This window comes from Mesorhizobium sp. M0292, assembly GCF_040321695.1.
In the GTDB taxonomy this organism is placed as follows: Bacteria; Pseudomonadota; Alphaproteobacteria; order Rhizobiales; family Rhizobiaceae; genus Mesorhizobium.
Genome location: NZ_JAMYSB010000006.1, coordinates 13,391 through 31,585 on the forward strand (window position 1 = coordinate 13,391; position 18,195 = coordinate 31,585).

An 18,195-nucleotide genomic window follows, 5' to 3' on the forward strand; every position below is an offset into this window, starting at 1 on the left:
TTCTTCGCCGCCGCCGTCCTACGCCCCCGATGCGCTCCGCGCGCCGTGGCGCCCGCCTGTGGCCAGCGCCATGCACTGCGACGCCATGTGCCGGGAAAGACCTTCCTGCTTGTCCAGCCATGGCCCAAAATGCCCGTGTGGCAATGAGGCCTTGTTGCGGAGGAGCCAGCGGCCGATGGCGAGCTTCTGATTGATCGACAGGTGGCCCCGCGGGATTACGCGCGTCTCGGCCGGCGCCGGATCTGCGAGCGGCACGACATTGCTCGGCGACATCAGTGCGAGATAGGCCTTGTGCACCTCATACTGCTTGTCGGCAGGCAGTTTGTTGAACTGGTGCATCGTCATCCCGCAACCGACCGCCAGCACAGCGGTATGGCGATCATCCCCACGAAGGCGCCTCAGCCGCTGGCCTTGCCACTGGTTTGGCAAACGATAGATGCCCACACCCTCGATCTCGATCTCGGTCATGCTGCCACCTTCTCGAAAAGCGACGTTCCGGCCAGCATCGGATACAGCATCGCCACCATGTTGTTTGCCGTGCTGCCTGGCATCGCCCTGGCAAGCCGACGGACGTGGCCAAGGTCGACCCTGTCGAAGGCCTCGAACAAGTCGGAGCCGATCGGCATGACCTCGATCCGGACCAGATAGGAAATTGCCTGCAGCGTGGCTGCATGGAGTTCGAGGCCGTTGCCCGTTGAGTTGATGAGCTTCAGCACCAGGGCGAGGTGCGATTCCCCGTACCGGCGCCCTATGACGCGGACCGCGGGTTTGCAGTAGCAGTGACCAGGCTTCCGGCCGGTCGAGCGATTATCGGCGCTGTCGTGCAGGGTGACGCCGCACGTGCGGGCAATGGCGTGGATATCGCAGGGATGACGATCTGTCCGTGCCAGCATGCCGCGCCTCGCTGTGGAGTACGCGGATATTGCATAAGTCTCGGCTTATAAGCAAGCCGCGCGGTCTGCGGATTGCTCTTCCATTAGCTTGAGCGCAGATTGTCGTCAGCCGGGAGTGATCTATCACTTTTCCGGTTAGGCCCGGCGCCTGTTGGCTCACCCCCTAAAGGCAGCCGGGCCGCCGAGCACTAGGCCAGCGCCAGCACCACGCCAGCGGCAACGGTGAAAGCGAGCCCAGCGATCATGCGGCTCCCTCGTGCCCATAGGCTGCTTGGATGATCTGGCCCGCCGACATCATGGCGAGCACGTATTCGTTGCCGAAGGCTTGCCAAAGCGTGATTGGAACCGACACGTTGACGGTCGTGCCGTCTTCCATGTCGAAGCGCATCCCGACCCACTCGCCTTTCGGCGCCGGCCCCATGCGGAAGCCCGCGATATGGCGACCCTGGAAGTCGCCGAACTCCTTTTGAAATTCAGCCTGGTTCGCCCGCACCAGAGGATTCTGAGGATCATAGGCCTCCGGGATGGTGGCCGGATCAAAGTCGGGAAAATCGCTCATTTGCCGCCCGGCCTCCTGCCTGCACTGGTGCTTGCTTGCCTCAACGAGAATTGCTGCAACCGGGTGGCGGTGAAGGTGTCAGTCACCAAGTCGAAGACATCACCAACGCCGAGGCCGAAGTCGAGCTTGACGTTCATCGTCCCACCGGAACCGGCAGGAGCCCCTGCAAGTTTGAGGTCGGCGAAGCCGCCACCGGCAAAGCGCGGAATGGCCATGCCACGAGTGAGACCGTCGGCCAGCCCGCCAAGGCTGAAGCCGCGCATAGCTCGGAGGGGGTCGACGCCCTGATTGAGTGCATGAAGGAAGTCCACGCCCAGGCTCCGCACGGCCCGGGCCTGCATCACAAACTCGCCGACCGACAGGCGGGCGAAAATTGAATCGCTGGTCGACGTGCCTGGGCCGTTGGCGAGGTAACCGCCGCGGGCGAAGCCCTGCGATCCGCCGCCGCTCGAGCCGCTATCGCTTCCAAGGCCGACAAGCTGCTTCGCCAGATTAATGGCCGACTGGACCTTCGCGACAATGCTGTCCACCAGCGCCGAGATCCGATTGAGCACGCTGCTTGCGATGCTGACCAAGCTGTTGAAGACGCTGGTGATCCGCTGCGGCAGCGTGCCAAACCAGCCGGCGATCCGCTCGACAATCTGCTGAGCGATCGATCCCAGGCTATCGACAAGGGCACTCCAGGCGCTGACGATCGATTCGACGATGCCGTTGAAGGCATCCACCGCCGCCTGCTGGCCTGACTGGAAGGCACCGACGATCTGCGCCCACAAGTCGGTCGCGCCCTGCACGATCGCGCCCCACGCGGCTGTGGCGCCGTCCTGTACGTACTGCCACCCTGCAGCCGAACCGGCTTTTACCTGATCCCAGAACACGGCAATTGCTATTCCCGCCGCAACTACGGCTGCTGTGATGGCCAACGGGATGCCGCCCACCAGACCGGCAAGGAGGCCGATACCGGCCACCACAGCGCCGATGGTCGACGCCAGCAGGGTGAATGCACCTACGGCGGACAGGATGGCGGTGCCGAGTGCGAGCTCGCCGGCTGTAATGTCCGTTCCGAAAACCTTGTTGATTTGCTCGGCAACGAATTGGGCGCCTTCGCGCAGCAGCTTGAACGCAGGCAGCACCAGTCCATTGAACACGCCCTGGACATCTTTGCCGAACTGCACGATTGCGGCCGACCATTCCTTGATCCAGGGGTTCTTGATGTTCTGGCTGTTGCCGCTCAACAGGTGGAGCAGGTCGCCGACCACGCTCAGAACATTGCGGTTGATGGTCTGGCCGAACTCGATCAGCAGATCGCGATTGTTGGCGATGACGTCGGCGAAGCCGTTGGCCAGAGCGGTGAGACCAGGCGCGAAGACAAGGCCGAGTTGCAGCCGGGCGCCGGCCGCGGCCTTTTTTACACCGTCCAGGCTGTCGCCGAGATCATCGCCGATCTGCGCTTGCACATCGGTCAGGGTGACGCCGAGTTTCTTTGCCTGCTCGCCGAGATCGAATAGGCCTTTTTTCCCTTCGTTCAAAAATGGCAGCAATTCGGCGCCGGCCTTGCCGAACAACTCGATTGCCAGCGCACTCTTCAGCGCGGAATCCGGCATGCGGGCGAAGGCGTCGGCGACGTCCAGAAGGATCGCTTCGTTGGTTCGCAGCTTGCCGTTGGCGTCACGGACCTTGACGCCAAGTCGTGTGAACACGTTCCCGGCATCCGCGACCTGCTTCGCAGCATCCTTCGTCTTCGCGCCGAAACGCGTAACTGACACGCCACTTGCGTCGAGCGTGTCGCCGGCCTTCTCGGTTCCTTTGGCCGCCTCGGCAATCGCTTTGTTGAGCCGGCCCATCCCCGAGACGAACTGCTCGTTGGAAACGTTGGCCATCTCGGCAGCGAACTGGAGTTTGGTGAAAGCCTCGACCTGTAGGCCCGTCGTTTCGGCGGCTTTCCCGGCATTGTCGGCGACCTCGCCGCTGGACTTGGCTACGCTCAATAGAGCAGCACCTGCGCCGGCCGCCGCCACCGTCAGGCCGGCGCCGACCAGGGCGACATTACGCCCGAATTTTACAAAGTCGTTGCTGGCCTTGCTGAGCGATGCCGAGAACTTGGCAAGATCGGCCTTGCTCACGGCGCTTTGAATGTCCTTGAAAGCCCGCTCACCAGCCGCACCGAGTGCCTTCAAATCGGCAACTATGCCGGCAACGCCATCGAAGCTTAGACGTGTTTTGATCTCGTTCGCCATGTCAGTCGTCCTTTAGGTTTTCGGCGAAATACGCGCCGAGCTTCGCAGCGTGGGCAGCGGTAATTCTGCGCAGGTTGAAGCGCTTCTTTAGGGTGACGTCGTCGACACCGACGAACAGTGGAACCGCCTGCTTCGGGCCTGCACCGGCCGCGCCCTTGCGCAACTTCGCGTTGGTGATCTTGCCAATGTTGCCGGTTGCCCGCTGCCGCGCAGAGATCCCGATGTTGGCGGCCAGGAGCGGCGCCTTTCCCACGCGGTTGATCGGGAAGAGCGGACCGATTTGCTTGACGTAGAGCGCCGGTGTCATGCGCTGCCGGCCTATTTTCTTCGGCGCGGAGGGCAGCGGAAGCCAGAGCATCGGCTTGCCGTGCACGGTCCCGCCAGTCTCGAAAATGTCGAAGTATTTGACCGTGTCGAAAATCAGTGCGGCGGCGCCGACGGATACCCCGCTTTTGGGATAGACGTTAGCGCGAAAACTGTTCGCGAACCGCCTGGAGAAGCCTCCGCTCACGATGTCGGTGCGGCCCTCTTTTTTGATATTCGTCGCTGCTTGGTTCATCGCGCCCGTGGCTGCATTGGCCATGATCGAGAGGTTGCGCTGCATTGCGCGCTCGATCGCACCAGTCGGGGTAATCATGCGAAACCCGAGCTTAGCCATCGGTCAGCGCGCCGACAGCATCAGGAGGATTTCACCTGCCGCCTCGCCCGTGGGCGCCGGCTTCAGCACGTGATTGCGAACGGTCCAGGTCTTGCCATTGATTTCGAGTGACGCGCCGCGCAAATCTGCGAGATCGACGTCGGCCAGGTCCACCGCGCGCACCATCGCGGCTGGGCCTATGTCCAGGACGTCGGCACCCTGAAAGCTGATGGTCTTCGACGCCGTCTTGTCGATCGCGCGCAGCGCCATCGGGGGATGGCCGCACGCCACAGTCAGCACGGCGTTAACCGCTATTGGAGATGCGTACAGCGCTGCATAGTGGGCGGCCCAAATGTTCATGGTCAGCGTCCAAACCTGGCCAACGGGTCCGAGACAGACCCCATCAGATATGAGGATCCACCCGACAGCCTGATCTGCGTCGACGATTCTACGGTGTGGAAAAACCCCGTGGCCATTTCGACCGCGCGCTCGGCACTGATTTCAGGCAGCGAAAGCGCGAGGTCGACGGCACCCTCGAGATGCCGACGGTTCCCGTCGCACAACCGAACGATGCTGGCGAAGCGTGAACGCTCCGCGGCGGCGCCTTCGCGCTTTCCCTGGATCAGACCCTCTGTAAAGCCGGCGTCGTGTGCGGCGCTGATCTTCTCGGCCTCCTCAGTTGATGGTGCCATTGGTGACGTCCTTTCGCGTTATGGCCAGCGGGTCCATTTTCCCACGGCGATCGGGCGGCTCTTCCGCCCGACTGGCTTGGGCTGTCGATCGTTAGAGCCGGCTGCCTTGGCGCGCGCGTACGCTGCTGCCGTGGCCTCGGAGTGATCCTCCGGCACCCTGGTCCGATAGAAGTCGCTCAAGGCCTGCCCGACCGTCTCCGAAACTGGCGTGTACGGCAGTTCGAAATCGGTCCTTTGAGGGGAGATCAGGACGCGCTCGCCCCACTCGTTCCGGACGAAAGGCATCAGGACTCCTCCTCATCGTCATCGTCGTCAGGCTCATCACCTGAGCGGAGGTTGTTGGAGAGCTTGGCGAAGTTGTCGGAAAGGCGCTGCCGGCCGGCGTCGACGATTGCTTCGATGCGCTGCCGCTCCCGCACATCCTTCGTGATCTGCGCGGGCAGCACTGACAGCATGGTGATAAAGCCGCCGACCACTTGGTCGAGACAGCCGTTACACTCTTCCATAGCGATGAGCTTCCGCTCTTCCCTGGCTATCCTGAGTTCGATTTCTCTCGCCCGGGCGTCCCGAACACGCGAGTCTGACGCTGATTTGGAAGCCTGCCGGCTGTCGTCCTTCAGGCAAGTGACGTAGCCCTGCACCACGTCGATCAGGTTCCATCTTCCGCGACCGATGGGCTTGAACCAGCCATCACCGGATAGCTTTTGGATATAGCGCGGCGTCACCTTGATCAGCGCAGCCGCTGTCGCGGTGTCGATCGTGTTGGCTTGCTGCTTTTCCGACTTTCGGGGCATGGGTTCAGATGCCCCCAAATGCGAAGCGAAATGGAAAAATCAAAACATGAAAAACACTCGCGTTACGGGCTAGCGCCCATCGCATAGCCTTGTACAACCTAAGGAGGAACCTACAACCGGGGATAGGTATAACCCTCCGGACCCCGACCCGCTCAGGGTCTCGGAGGGCAGCGCCGATCACTGGGCAAGTGCTCGACGGTTTCTTCATTCTTCAACCTCGCCCGCGCCTGCTGGCCTAGCTGCCCGCTGTGCCTGACGACGCGCATAGATAGCGGCAGCCTCGGGCATGGCCGTGCTTGGCTTGGTGCTGGCCACCGATTGCGTTGGCGCGGTGACTGTGTGGTCTTGTCGTGCGCGGGCCGGTGCCTTGGCCTTCTCGGCCTGAGGTGCTGAGCCCGTGATCGGCGAGCGGCGATTGGCGCGCTTGGCGTATATCTCGGATGCGAAGCTCATGCCGCTTCCTCGTTCTTCGAGGATACGTCGGCTTCCGCTGCATCAAGGTATTCAACGATGATGTCGGCCGTGTTGATCTCCGGTGCAGGACGCATCTCGGCGATCTGTGCCAGCTTGGCCAGGACAGAACGGGCATCGCTGAAGCTGGGTGATGCGAAGATCGGTGGATCACCTATCTTGAGGCCAGGTATCTCGATCGTTGCCAAGCCCACTGGCCGTTGCGGTGACTGCCAAGGAACGTATGTGCGGCGGATTAGGCGACGCCTATACGCTCGCCGCTGGCCCTGGACCGAACCTACATCCTCTCCCGGATGCCTCCGGTTCATCTCGTCCTGCTTATCTGGCGGCATGACCTGGATGCCGGGCGAGTCGTAGCACCACAGCGTGACCCGCTCTTCCTTCAGGGTCTTCTCGGGCTGGCCCGGCCTTCCGCGCATTGCGAACTCGGGATCAACCAGCGGCACGGCGCCATCAGGAAGGTTGTGGTTCGCAAGGTCGACGGCGAGTTGCGCCTCGGCCAGTGTCTTGAGCAGTGCAACAAACTCGCGACCGATCGCCGGATACTTGGTGGCGAGTAGCTTGGCGGCGGCATCTGCCTGGGCCTTGGCCGCGGCGTATTTGGCGGTTCGCTCTTGCTGGGTCTCAGTTATTGCAGCCGCCTCGAGCCGGCGCTCAAGCTCGGCCTTTGCCGCATAGGCGCGCTCGATATCGCGGTTTGCCGCGGCGATCTTGGTCTCGATCGCCTCCAGTTCCTTGTCTGTGCCATCGAGCAGTACCCGGCGACGATCAGCTTCAAGCTTCTCGGCAGCAGCCTCAAGTCCTTCGATGTCGATCTGGTCGAGCGTTTGCCGAAGTTGGTCGGCCGTGCTCGTCTGGCCTCCTCGCAACGACTTGAGAATATTCTGGACGTTCATTTGCTCCCCATCGGGTTGGACCTGATGTGGGGAAGGTGGCAGTCCAAACGCGATGGGCAAAGGGCTGCAAACGCGATGAAACGCGACGAAACGCGATACCCGTTAACCGGCCCGACGCTTGGCTCTGATGGATGAGGCAGAGACCAGCCACCGGCCCCCATCCTTTACACAAAACACCTTGTTCTGCCGGCACCAAAGCCGGACCGTATCTTTCGCGATATGGAACCGGCTCGCCGCTGCACTTGGCTCAATGAGGTCGTCGCTGCGAATGTCGGGTTGACGTGTGAGCGGCTGGAAATCGACAGGTTCGTTGCGTTCGGCTTGCATTGCCCGCGCAGCCTGTAAAGCAGCGGCTACCTGATCGGCGAGGCCTTGCAGATGATCGGCGAGAATGTCGAGTGGGTCCGTCATGCATCCCCCCTCGCAACAATCGGAACCAAACCGGAAAATGAGGGTTTCCTGATGGAAGGGATGAGAATCGAGGATGCCGAGGAATGGTTGAACTTTTGAACTTGGAAATGGCGATCGCCAGACAACGTGCGAAGCGAGCCGAAGTCTCTCTCAAGCAGGCAGAGAATTTGCTCAACGAGAACCACGGCATTGCTATCAGTCTTGCCCTTTGCAGCCGCATACGGGCTGGCCAAGCCAGTGCTAAAGCGGCCAAAAGGCGGCTGCAGAAGATTGCACCGCCAAGCGTGCATTGAGGACTCTAGACCATGATACTGTTCGGACCACTCGACTCGGACGGTCAAAAGCGCAGCGTGAATTACCATGCGGCCCGGTTGTCCATGCTCGGCTAGAAGCCGGATCTCGTCGCGGGCGGCCTCGCCAATGGATGACAGCCGCTCGAACAGCGTCCGCGCATCGTCGATGCTGGATCGAACAGCGATAACGTCGGCTCGCTCGACCACGCGGGCGCCGCCGGTGCGTATCCTGCCCCGGAAGGTATCCGCGGCGACCGACGTGACCGTGACGGCCCTGGCAACGAAACTGCCGGCCTTGCGATCGATCAGACAGCGCGGGAAGCTGCCTTCCTCGCGGTCGACAACCAGTGCGACGTCGCCTTTGCGAAGCGCCAGCGTCATGCAGCGTTCCCGTCTGGTCGGCTGCCACGATAGGTCAAGCGCGTCATCTCGGCGTCGACTGCCGACCAGAAGGCACCGAGTTGCTCGTCTTGCTCTTGTTCGGGAATGCCGACCCTGGTCATGTGCCCGAGCAAGCCGGTGGTCACCTGGTCACGGTAGCTTTCGGCATGGCGGTCGGTCGACTTGTCCAGCATCTTGCGGGCGACGTCGCGAACCTTGCCAATCCGTCGGACCAGAGGGAAGACGATCACATGGCAAGGAGGATTCCAGTCGAGCAAATCCATTTGAGCGGTCATGCAGCTTTCCCCTTGGCCTTGGCGTAGCTGTTGGTCTGTTCCTCTCCCTCGCGCATGTAGGCGCCAAGTTCTGTTCCGTCAGAGCGGTCTTTGGTATCCCTAAGGTTTCCCTCTAAGGTATCTACTTTACGGTCACCGTAAGGATCTCGGTTACCGGTCACCGTAAGCTTGTCGTTACCGGTCACCGGTATTTTTCGTTGCTGTTTGCGAAGCCTCCCATCCTTCAGCGCGGCGCCCTCCTCCCCCTTGGCAAACTGAGGCTTGGAAACCAACTCGGCCATGTCTGCCGCCCAACTGAAATTGAGCTTGATGAACAGGCCTCGCTCGCCCTTCCGTGGGGCGATGGTGGCGGGGACGTCGCGTCGGTGAAATTTCTGGAGAGCTCCGTCTGCCCTCATTTTGGAGATGGCAGGGCTGATCTTTTCCGGCGTCAGATTGAGTTCTGCCGCGAGCCGATCAAGAGACGGATAGGCGAAGCCGTGTTCGGGGTTGTAGAAGTCGGCGATCTTGGTGGCGACTCGTCCAAGGATGGTTTCGCGCTTCCATTTTGGCGCCGCGTTCACCGCATCGCGCCAATCGTATTTCGTCATTTCCGACAGTTCCTTTCGGAACCAGGGCTTGGGCTGTTTGCTCATGCATCACCGCCTTTGCCCTGCCAGGCACGGTAATGGTCGATCTGGTCGACGTAGTCGCGACGGCTATCGAATAGAGGCGTGGCCGGTGGCGTGGACGCGCGCGGCTTCGGCAAATCTTCCAGTTCGATCTCCGGTAGTTGCTCCTCAATCTCCTCGGCTATCTCTGGCCAGAGCGCCTCCGTTTCTGCCTCGATTTCTAAAACCTCGGCCTTGAACCCATCGAACGCGGCATTGTAGCGACTTTCGATAGAGGCGATGTCGTAGTTGCTCAGCACCTCGGCACGGAAGTTTCGGACGTTGCGTTCGATACTCCACTTCGCTTCTCGCACACGAGCAGGAAGTGTGGGGTCGACATACCGCTCGACCTCGCTCCGCACGATTGTGGCCAGCACCCCAGGGTGAAGGGCTTCCAAGGCGTCGAGTTCTGTCGCGCCGCTTCCGAATCGTTCCTCGAACTTGGCGGCTCGCCGCTCCGTTTGCTTCAGCGGAATCCGAGGCAAACGATATGCCTCGCATTGCTCAGGCGTCAGAACGATCGGCTGGAGCGTGATGTCGAGGTCAAGGTCGGCATCACGAACCCAGTATTCAATCTTGCGGGCCAGCGCGACAGGCATTGATCTGCCACCAGGGTCAAAATCGCTGACGTACAGAATCCGCATCGGCCGCTGATCTTGAACAACTCGTTCGACGGCAAGCCTCGCGAGCACCTCGGAAGTTTCGCCAGTGCCTGGTACCAGATTGAAGCCGACCGTCTGCGCCAAAGGCACAAGGACGTCGTTCATCGTCGACTTTTCGATCCACACCTCGACCAGATATTCTTGGCAGGCGTCGAAATGATTCAGCGATGCAAATGGTGGATATATGGATGCCGGTTCCATGCCGAACTGCAGACCGGCCCCGCCCCTGCCATAGACCTCGAACGAAGGCGTTCCGGTTGCCGCTGGACCTGCATGGATGATTGGCGGATCGTTCCGGGCATCCGACAAGGCGCCATCCGGTATCAGGCGCAGGTAACGCGCCGACAGTGACGCTGAGGCGAAGTATTTCCAATCGTTTTCGGTGTTTTGATAGGGCTCGCCATTGGGCCGCAGGATTGGCGTCTCGCGGGAAACGAGATTGTAGTGAAGCCGGCGCGGATGACTGCCGACCACCCATCCACACGAGAGCCAGAGACCGGCAAACCATTCGGCCGCCTCTCGCCTGCTCGCGACACCAGCGTAGAATGGATCGTTGCCAGGCGTCAGCGCGATCAGGTCGGTGATATTGCAACCGATCTCTGAAGCCAGCCCTTTGATGAAATCGTAATCAGGCCGCAAGGGTCACCTCCAACCCGCGCCGGCGGCATTCGGTGATCAATGCGTCGTCGGTTGCCTTGCCGAGCATGCGCTCGACCATCGAACCAGACACCTCCTGTTGCGGCGTGGGGAATTCCCCACGGTCGGTGGCTGCGACTGATCTGGCCTTGGGGAATTCCCCACCGCCGCCCGTGATCTCCCGACGGATGCTGCCGACCGTCTTGTGGTCGACGGCGCATCGCTTGCCGATTTCCCGATCTGATTGTCTCGACCATTCCGGGTCGCGCAGCATTGCCAGTACTGACCGTCGCTTGTCTGCCGTGGTGCGCCGAAGACCGTGAGATGCATTGGCTCCGACTGCAAACAGGATCGCATCGCGCTTGCTGCCATGCCGAACGTCGGCCATCGCCGTTGCTCGGCTAGTCCGTCTTGCAGCTTCGATGCGATGGAAGCCGTCACCAGGCCAATATACTGCGCCATCGAAGAACAAGATAATCGGCGGGAACTCAGCGCCGTCGGCCATGGCTTCGGCATAATCGGTCACCACACCTACATCGAGGCCGGCAGTGCGCATCTGCAAGTCCGGGTCGTTCTGGATCAAATCCAGATTGATGGACTCGCTCATGCAGCGCGTGCCCTGATCAACTGGGATTCGCGAATAGCCGCGCAGACATCAACGGCTGACAGCCCGAACATTTCCCGCATGGCCGGCACAAGCGGCGCTGGGCGCTGCCGTGGTGGCGTTGTCGCGAGCCATTGAGCGGCATGGTCGATCGCAGCGCTATGCTCGTGCTCGGGCGGGGAGAGGTCGGCGGCGCTCATGCGGCCTTCGCGGCACGAGCGCGCTCCCAGGCAACGAGATCAGCCTCGAGGAAGTACCGACGCCGGTTGATCACCATCGGCTTCGGAAAGGAAAGTTCAGGGTTGTTGAGCCACCGGTGAAGGCTCATGTCGCTGATATGGTATCGCGCCAGCACTTGCCGGGCAGTGATGTAGACTTGTGTGGTGGACATCAATGGTGCCTTACGTTGATAACGTTAGGCCCCTAACCATATGCATTTCCGTCCCAAAGAATACAGCACTTTGCGCGATTATTTCGGGTCTAAACACGCACCACGGTTTAGACATGACACTGCCGCCTAAACCTTAGGACTGGAGCGCTCGTCGCTTCCCCTTCCTGTAGGCAATGACGTGTCGCTCGATATTCTCGCGTGTGAGCGGATTATCCAGGAAGATGGCCGCGCCGGTTTCGAGAAAATTCATCGCCGCGCTGCCAGAGCTGGCCGACAGTTTGATGTCGTGCTCGGCGATTTTCATCGCTTGGCACCAAAGCCGGACAAGTCCACCAATGACGACGGTGATTTCCGGCTGCTCATTCTTGACCGGTCGGGAAGCGTGGTTCTGGACGTGATATTTGAGCAAGTCGCCGGATCTTTGTACAAGAGCGCTCAACACGCGACGGGTGGCCTGGATTTCTTCCTCACTGAATTCCGGCGGTACTGACCACTTTTCCAAGTCTTCCATCGTGACGTTGTATGGTGTCGAGTCCCAAGCATCATCGAAGAATGGAGCATCATCACGGAGACCGACGGCGGTCAGATCGTATTCCCAGCGGTTCAAGAAATGAATCGTCGTGCGGATGCCATAAAAGTCTTCGTGCGCTTGATCCTTGACTGCCTCCAAGGTCGAAACGTCCCTACGCCTTACCGCCTGTTCATGATCCCAGTCGATCGCGTGAAGCCGGGTCATAAGCCAGTTTGGGCCAGGCTCAACAAATCCGCGCTCCTCAAGCATGTTGAGAAGCATGCCCATGCCTTGGTCGGTGAACCTCATTTCGATGCCCTCATTCGGACGACGTTGCTGGCCTTTTTGGTATCGACCAGCGTCATTAGGAAGCTCGCCCAAGAATCCAGCGCCGCCCGTTTCTCGTCGGCGTAATCGTGGACCTGATAGATGCCAGCGATGCCGCGGAACGATCCTGACTTATGGTTCAAGACCTTCTCCGTTACTTCCATTTTGACCCCGACCCGCTGCATGCCTGCCGCTACGGTGCGGCGGATGTCGTGGAGCGTCCAAGGCGGAATGTCGGTGCTCGCATCGACCTCGGCCGCATAGCCGGCCATGAGCTTGTCGAGGCGCTGCTTCATCCGTGAGAAGCCGCTGATAGGATGCTCGCCGTCCGTTGTGAAGAGATAGCCGCCCTTCCCCTTGATCTTCGGCACCGCTTTAAGGACGGCCAGCGCCGGCTTGGACAGCGGAACGACATGAGGTTCGCCGTTCTTAGAGCGCGCAGCTGGGATGACCCATTCGCGAGCATTGAGGTCGACCTCAGGCCATGTCATCTCGGCGACCTCGGAGCGACGCTGGCCGGTGAGGACAAGAAGTTGCAGGAAAGAGCCGAACGGCCCTCGCCCGGTGTCATCATATGATTGGCTCGCCCGCCAAAGCCATCGCAGTTCATCGTCGCTGGATCCTGGCACTTCCTTGCGCCGTATCAGGACGCGGTTGCGGCTGTCGTTCTCCTCGGATGGCGCCTGAAGGTCGGCCATGGGAGAGGTGTCGAGAATGTCTTTGCCGACGGTCCAATTGAAGAACTTGCGGAGCTCGGCGAAAGTCCTGTTTGCGCCGATTGGCGCGGCCGTAGCGATCGTTTCCAGATGTTCCCGAATATCCCGGCGGGTGATGTCATGGATGCGCTTGGCGCCCCACAGGCCGGCCGCACGGTCGGCATTCGTCTTCCACTCTCCATCCTGCTGGCGCATGCCGAGTAGCCGCGCCTTTTCGGGATAGTTCCGACGCTTGGCGGCATACTCTCTCAGGTAGCGGGTGGCGACGCTCAGGAAGAGATCACGATCGGCATCAGGCTTTGGTGCGCGCTTGGCCGCTTGCTTCTCGGCGCCGGGATCCTCGCCACGTCTAACCCGCTCCAAGACGCTCGCCGCTTCATGCCGCATGCGGGTCAATTCCTGGCCGGCCGCGTCAGCGTCATCACCGAAGAACGAATTGCCCAGCGTCACCTTTTTCGGTGCACCGGCCGCCCGATATCGAACTGCCCAAGCTTTCCGGCCTGTCGGTTGGATGACGAAGTAGAGTCCGGTCAAGACTCCGTCCGGAATCTCGCGCCGTTTTGCGGGGTCAGCTTTGAGCTTTAGGAGTGATGCAGCCGTGAGCGCCTTTCCCATTTTGATTTTCCCCCTGGGTAACGGTGGGGTAACGAATTGCTCTGTTATGCGCCGTTACCCGATGATGGCAACATATGCTAACACCGCACGGAAATAAAGGCTGCGTAAGGCTTTCAGGCCGGAAGATGTTCGGTTTTGTGGCGTCTCGTTAGGGATGGCGACAGGTTTTGTAAACCGAAGGTCGGCGGTTCGATTCCGTCCGGGGGCACCAGTTTCCACCCGACAATCCCCAGAAATCAAGGAACTCAAGGGTTTCAACGTCCCCCGAGGTACACCAAAAGGTACACCGAGGGGTACACCGAGGATGAAAATGGCACTGGAACACGTCCAGCCGCGCGGCAATCGGATGGTCTATCGAAGGAAGGTGCCAAAGGCCCTTCAAGGCATTCTCGGCAAGACTGAGATGGTGCTTCGCCTCGGGAAAACCGACGCCGAGGTGCGCAAGCAGTATGACGCCACCCACGCCAAGGCAGAGCAAATCTTCGCCAAAGCATGGGACGAGTTGCATGGAGTGAAGGCGCCGGCAGCGAAGCTCACAGCGCGCGAACTGTTCGACCAAGCGACCAAGCGACTTCGGGACCTTGGCTTCAATCCGTATCGCGCCGGCAGCGGCGATCCCGACGATCCTGACGAGTTGGCCGAATGGATTACTCGCGACGTCGTCGCCGAGGGGATCGTCAAAGGCTATCCGAGGGACGAAGAGACCGACCACCCCGTTGGCGTCTCTGACGAGGACCGGGCACTGCTCACGCTACTGACCTCCTCAAACAAGCCCGTCGGTCCCGCGCCCACCCTAGAGGATGCCAAACGGCTCTATCTGAAGGTCCGGTTCACCAAGACCAATCCTTCGGAGAAATCGAAGAAGCGGGACGAGCAACAGGCCGACCGCGTCGTGGGACATGTCAAATCGGCCTTGGGTTATGATCCGGTATTGGCAGACATGAAGCGCGCCGATGCCAGAAAAGTTGCTGACGCCATGTTGAAGGAAATCCCGACTGCAGCGACTGTGGACCGATACCTCAATGTCGTGCGCGCCATCGTTGCCCATGGCATTCGCGAGTTCGACCTAACTGGCACAAGGAACCAATTCGAGAAGCTTGATGTTGCCGACAGCGGACGCGAACCCGACAAACGAAAGAGGCTCCCCTTCACCCCAGAACAATTGGTGGCAACTCGGGAGCGCGTGCTCGACCGCGCCGCCTCTGACCTCCAACAGATTTGGCGGCTGCTTGAGGGCACGGGCTGCCGTCTATCCGAGATCACCGGGCTTCGTGTCAGCGACGTAATGCTCGGTGCCCAGTACCCGCACATCGACGTCGAGTGGCATGACGAGCGCCGGGTTAAGACCGAAGTCTCTCGCCGAAAGGTCCCCCTCATTGGGGACGCCCTGGAAGCGGCCAAGGAGGCCGTCAAAACGGCAGGTGAGAGCAAGATGCTATTCTTCCGCTACGGTCATGAAGGCGGCGGCGACAAAGCCTCGGCGGCGCTTGGAAAGCACGTCAGAGCCGTCGTAACGGACAGGAAGGTGACAACCCACTCGTTGCGCCACCGCATGGAGGACTTGCTGGTAATTGCTTGGGTCCCAGAGAAACTCAAGCGGTCCATCATGGGTCACTCAGGTGGCGGCTCTGCGGACAACTATGGGGGTGAAGAGGCGCGGCTTAAGGTGGCGACCGAGGTGATGCTGAAGGCTTTCGGAGTGGCAACTGAAGCAGGGCATTTCCAGTCTGCCACAGGCGTGCCAGCGAGCCTAAGCGACGGCTAGGTAACGGAGAAACCCCATGCCTTGTGTCGCGGAGAGCAGGGCAACATCTAACGGTGCTTCATGAACTTGATCTAGGGGGGCGCCGTGTCGAAATGGATGTGCTGACTTCACCCACGCCTTAAACGCAGCAAGCAGGCGGTCAACTGTGTCGCTTGCGTCGGAGTAGCCGGTGTAGCGAGCTATCAGAATTGGTCTAAGGTGGCTGTCGATGGCTTGCGCATTCATTTGCTGGACCGATGATTGATTGATCACAACCAAAAAGGCGCTCTCTACAGCTTCAAAAACGCCCCGAATGAGCGCCTTTCCATTCTGTTTCACCGGTCCAAGATTGCTCAGAGCGTCATCAAGAGCATGTCTAGAAGCGGTGAACCGCTGTGCACCAAGCCCCGCCAAGGTTGCGTCGGCAAGCTGTTTGAACTGTTCATCCAACAGAAAGTGAACTCCACCAAGGTCATCAAGTTCGTATTGGAGGTGTTCTTCCGCAAAAATCCTTTTGACCCCGCTCAAGAAGCTTTCAGCGTCTCGAACAGAAAGCTCTCTCGGAAATAGCGTAATTGCGCTCAAGAAATCGGAAATGTCGCATGACGGCCAGAACTTTTCATGAGCCGAGCCGTATTCATACGGGTATTCTATCCCGAGCTCACCCTTGACCGCATTCACGAACTTCTCTTGCGCGCTGATAGAGCCCGTCTCTGAAAAGAGAGTGAGCACCCTTCGGCGGGCGCGTGGGCTATCTGCCAAAAGCTTCTCATTGCGAATGTAGTTTCGACGAAACAATTCGCCAGCTTTCGGGGCTTGTTCCATTGCGTGGTGCTCTCCCTAGCCCTCAGTTCGTCTCGTCGACGATGCTGTCAAAGTCTCGACCAACAAGGAGCAGCACGAAGCCACCAAGAAACGTTATGCCCGTGATGGCGATCAAACCGAGCGCCCACCATTCAGGCACTGAGAAATACCAAGCCCAGCCGAGTGCCTGTAGTAGCGGCGAAACCACCAACATCCAGGCGCCATAGACGCCGTCGGCGTTAAGGCGGCTCCTTGTAGTTACTCTGTATTTGATCGGCATGTTTCGCTCCCCCGCGCCTATGGTGTCTGACCATTTTTTGTTGCAGCTTAGTAGCCATGTGCAACCTCTACAACCTCACCACGTCGCAAGAGGCCATCCGCCAATGGACGGGGGCTTTGCGGGACATCTTGGGCAACCTTGAGCCGTCCCTAGATATCTATCCCAACCTGCCGGGTCCGGTGGTCCGCAACGCGCTAGATGGTCAGCGTGAGGTTGCCAAACTGCTCTGGGGGATGCCGACGCCTCCCGAGCGGGTCAAAGGCAAGGCCGACTATGGCACCACCAACATCCGCAACCCGCAGTACTCCCACTGGCAACAGTTTGTCGGCGTCCAGAACCGCTGTCTGGTGCCGGTGACGAGCTTCGCGGAACCTAGCCCCACGCCGGGCGACAAGGACCCCGAGACAGGCATTCAGCGGAACTATTGGTTCGCACTCAATGAGGATCGCCCGCTGTTCTTCTTCGCGGGCCTCTGGTCGCGGTGGCACGGAGTTCGCAAGGTCAAGGACGGCCCCGGCGACTTCGAGCTTTATGGCTTCATGACGACCTCGCCCAACGCTCTCATCAAGCCGATCCACGAGAAGGCCATGCCGGTTATCCTGAGGACGCAAGAAGAGACCGAGACGTGGCTGACCGCGCCGTGGTCTGAGGCGAAGCAGCTACAGCGGACGGCACCGGACGATGCCTTGGTGATCGTCGAGAAGCCCGCCACACAGATCAAGTTCCCCTTGCAGGCGCCGGCACAGGGTTCGCTGTTCTAGCTCAGACGGCAACATGGGGCTGCTGAAAGCCTGCGGGTGGATGGCGACGCATGGTGAATGTGCCTATGCTGTCGTATGGTCGGCGTCATCGCGGGAATAGACAGCACCAAAATTACGATCTTCGGTCATGGGATCGCCATCCCCGAGCGTTTCGAGCTTTCGCCGGGAATTTCGCTAAATCCCGCAATCCCACCGCTGGACATTTCAAAGGCGGCCGATGGGAGCCGCCGTTTCTCCGACTATGCTGCGGCTCTTCAAGGGGACGAGATAGCATCGTTCGTCTTGGAGATTGAAGACACAGCCGGCGGCGAGGAGTTAGCAGCAAAAGGATGGAACGCACTTTGGTTGTTCCATTTGCTGAGCGTCGCCTGCCGCACTCCATGCCTCAGTCTGTACGCTGTATGCGATGGTAGCCAGCCGGCATACTCCGCTGCCAACCGAACCCCTTTTGTCAGCCCGCTATCCGAAATTCACCTCGCGACAACAGAGCAATTGGCGTGGGCCAGGGAACACTTAGCGAGCTTTGACAGCCTGACCAAGGTTCCTGAGTTTAGCTCGGCTATGAAATGCTTCGGCAATGCTCACTACCTTCCGGATCACGATATTCGTATCATGCTACTATGGGCAGGCATCGAAGGACTGCTTTCCGTGGATGCAGAGCTCAGCCGACGACTGGCGCTGTATGCGGCGATTTTGATGGACGGCACGCCAGATGAGAAAGCAGCGTATTTTGAGGAAGTGAAGAGAGCCTATTCTATTCGCTCACAGGCGGTGCATGGAGCAAAAGCAAAGCCCGATAAATTGGAGACTGGTTACCGTCTGGCTAGTCGCATCCTGATTGGACTGCTGGCGCGCTGCGTGGAAATTGGCAGGGTACCTTCTCCGGCAGAGCTTGACCGATTGGCCGTGGGCGCAGTCATAAAGTAACGTCCGCAAT

General features: G+C 60.0%; 24 protein-coding genes. 3 read left to right on the top strand and 21 right to left on the bottom strand.

All coding sequences use genetic code 11. The annotated features are described in order from the left end of the window. Positions 1 to 18: 18 nt before the first annotated feature. The 19 genes from NKI96_RS11125 to NKI96_RS11220 form a co-directional block, all read right to left on the bottom strand. Positions 19 to 468 carry a hypothetical protein gene (locus NKI96_RS11125; protein WP_352804343.1) on the bottom strand — a complete coding sequence of 150 codons (450 nt, stop codon included), beginning with the start codon at positions 466 to 468 and terminating at the stop codon, positions 19 to 21. Continuing rightward, a complete protein-coding gene (locus NKI96_RS11130) occupies positions 465 to 893 on the bottom strand; it encodes a hypothetical protein (RefSeq protein ID WP_352804345.1) in 429 nt (142 codons plus the stop codon). The genes NKI96_RS11125 and NKI96_RS11130 overlap by 4 nt, the downstream gene beginning before the upstream one ends. Before the next feature lie 241 nt (positions 894 to 1,134). Beyond that, entirely contained in the window at positions 1,135 to 1,452 is a 318-nt protein-coding gene (locus NKI96_RS11135; protein WP_352804348.1) for a hypothetical protein, read from the bottom strand. Next, positions 1,449 to 3,686 (bottom strand): phage tail tape measure protein, encoded by a 2,238-nt coding sequence (locus NKI96_RS11140; RefSeq protein ID WP_352804350.1) that lies wholly within the window; start codon positions 3,684 to 3,686, stop codon positions 1,449 to 1,451. Before NKI96_RS11140 ends, NKI96_RS11135 begins: the two co-directional genes overlap by 4 nt. Before the next feature lies 1 nt (position 3,687). Then, entirely contained in the window at positions 3,688 to 4,344 is a 657-nt protein-coding gene (locus NKI96_RS11145) for a DUF6441 family protein (RefSeq protein ID WP_352804354.1), read from the bottom strand. Between the two features lie 3 nt (positions 4,345 to 4,347). Next, positions 4,348 to 4,683: a hypothetical protein gene (locus tag NKI96_RS11150; RefSeq protein ID WP_352804356.1), complete on the bottom strand. Its 336-nt coding sequence runs from the start codon at positions 4,681 to 4,683 to the stop codon at positions 4,348 to 4,350. 2 nt (positions 4,684 to 4,685) lie between these two features. Beyond that, a complete protein-coding gene (locus tag NKI96_RS11155; protein ID WP_352804359.1) occupies positions 4,686 to 5,015 on the bottom strand; it encodes a hypothetical protein in 330 nt (109 codons plus the stop codon). Positions 5,016 to 5,299: 284 nt separating this feature from the next. Beyond that, positions 5,300 to 5,827, bottom strand: coding sequence for a hypothetical protein (locus NKI96_RS11160; RefSeq protein WP_352804362.1), 528 nt, complete (start codon positions 5,825 to 5,827; stop codon positions 5,300 to 5,302). 186 nt (positions 5,828 to 6,013) lie between these two features. Further along, complete coding sequence (locus NKI96_RS11165; protein ID WP_352804365.1) at positions 6,014 to 6,262, bottom strand: hypothetical protein; 249 nt, start codon at positions 6,260 to 6,262, stop codon at positions 6,014 to 6,016. Further along, positions 6,259 to 7,176, bottom strand: a complete 918-nt coding sequence (locus tag NKI96_RS11170) for a hypothetical protein (RefSeq protein WP_352804367.1) — start codon at positions 7,174 to 7,176, stop codon at positions 6,259 to 6,261. Before NKI96_RS11170 ends, NKI96_RS11165 begins: the two co-directional genes overlap by 4 nt. 102 nt (positions 7,177 to 7,278) lie before the next feature. Continuing rightward, positions 7,279 to 7,587 carry a helix-turn-helix domain-containing protein gene (locus NKI96_RS11175; RefSeq protein WP_352804370.1) on the bottom strand — a complete coding sequence of 103 codons (309 nt, stop codon included), beginning with the start codon at positions 7,585 to 7,587 and terminating at the stop codon, positions 7,279 to 7,281. After that, complete coding sequence (locus NKI96_RS11180) at positions 7,584 to 8,261, bottom strand: hypothetical protein (protein ID WP_352804372.1); 678 nt, start codon at positions 8,259 to 8,261, stop codon at positions 7,584 to 7,586. Before NKI96_RS11180 ends, NKI96_RS11175 begins: the two co-directional genes overlap by 4 nt. Then, a complete protein-coding gene (locus NKI96_RS11185; RefSeq protein ID WP_352758561.1) occupies positions 8,258 to 8,557 on the bottom strand; it encodes a DUF6074 family protein in 300 nt (99 codons plus the stop codon). The genes NKI96_RS11180 and NKI96_RS11185 overlap by 4 nt, the downstream gene beginning before the upstream one ends. Further along, on the bottom strand, positions 8,554 to 9,192 hold the full coding sequence (locus NKI96_RS11190) for a hypothetical protein (protein WP_352804375.1): 639 nt from the start codon (positions 9,190 to 9,192) through the stop codon (positions 8,554 to 8,556). Before NKI96_RS11190 ends, NKI96_RS11185 begins: the two co-directional genes overlap by 4 nt. Beyond that, positions 9,189 to 10,508: a hypothetical protein gene (locus tag NKI96_RS11195; RefSeq protein ID WP_352804378.1), complete on the bottom strand. Its 1,320-nt coding sequence runs from the start codon at positions 10,506 to 10,508 to the stop codon at positions 9,189 to 9,191. The genes NKI96_RS11190 and NKI96_RS11195 overlap by 4 nt, the downstream gene beginning before the upstream one ends. After that, entirely contained in the window at positions 10,498 to 11,112 is a 615-nt protein-coding gene (locus NKI96_RS11200; RefSeq protein ID WP_352804381.1) for a hypothetical protein, read from the bottom strand. Before NKI96_RS11200 ends, NKI96_RS11195 begins: the two co-directional genes overlap by 11 nt. 193 nt (positions 11,113 to 11,305) lie before the next feature. Further along, a complete protein-coding gene (locus tag NKI96_RS11210; RefSeq protein ID WP_352804386.1) occupies positions 11,306 to 11,500 on the bottom strand; it encodes a DNA-binding protein in 195 nt (64 codons plus the stop codon). Positions 11,501 to 11,633: 133 nt separating this feature from the next. Continuing rightward, the gene (locus NKI96_RS11215) at positions 11,634 to 12,320 is read right to left on the bottom strand and encodes a hypothetical protein (RefSeq protein ID WP_352804389.1); all 687 of its coding nucleotides are present in this window, start codon (positions 12,318 to 12,320) and stop codon (positions 11,634 to 11,636) included. Further along, the gene (locus NKI96_RS11220) at positions 12,317 to 13,669 is read right to left on the bottom strand and encodes a tyrosine-type recombinase/integrase (RefSeq protein ID WP_352804392.1); all 1,353 of its coding nucleotides are present in this window, start codon (positions 13,667 to 13,669) and stop codon (positions 12,317 to 12,319) included. Before NKI96_RS11220 ends, NKI96_RS11215 begins: the two co-directional genes overlap by 4 nt. A gap of 310 nt (positions 13,670 to 13,979) precedes the next feature. Between NKI96_RS11220 and NKI96_RS11225 the strand changes: the two genes are divergently transcribed. After that, complete coding sequence (locus NKI96_RS11225) at positions 13,980 to 15,434, top strand: tyrosine-type recombinase/integrase (protein WP_352804395.1); 1,455 nt, start codon at positions 13,980 to 13,982, stop codon at positions 15,432 to 15,434. On the opposite strand, the gene NKI96_RS11230 is transcribed toward NKI96_RS11225, so the two are convergent. Continuing rightward, a complete protein-coding gene (locus NKI96_RS11230; protein WP_352804398.1) occupies positions 15,420 to 16,238 on the bottom strand; it encodes a hypothetical protein in 819 nt (272 codons plus the stop codon). The two genes, NKI96_RS11225 and NKI96_RS11230, sit on opposite strands and share 15 nt — an antisense overlap. Before the next feature lie 22 nt (positions 16,239 to 16,260). Then, positions 16,261 to 16,497 carry a hypothetical protein gene (locus NKI96_RS11235; protein ID WP_352804401.1) on the bottom strand — a complete coding sequence of 79 codons (237 nt, stop codon included), beginning with the start codon at positions 16,495 to 16,497 and terminating at the stop codon, positions 16,261 to 16,263. Between the two features lie 56 nt (positions 16,498 to 16,553). Between NKI96_RS11235 and NKI96_RS11240 the strand changes: the two genes are divergently transcribed. After that, positions 16,554 to 17,258, top strand: a complete 705-nt coding sequence (locus NKI96_RS11240) for an SOS response-associated peptidase (RefSeq protein WP_352804404.1) — start codon at positions 16,554 to 16,556, stop codon at positions 17,256 to 17,258. A 75-nt stretch (positions 17,259 to 17,333) separates the two neighbouring features. Continuing rightward, positions 17,334 to 18,185 (top strand): hypothetical protein, encoded by an 852-nt coding sequence (locus NKI96_RS11245; protein ID WP_352804408.1) that lies wholly within the window; start codon positions 17,334 to 17,336, stop codon positions 18,183 to 18,185. The last annotated feature ends 10 nt before the right edge of the window (positions 18,186 to 18,195 follow it).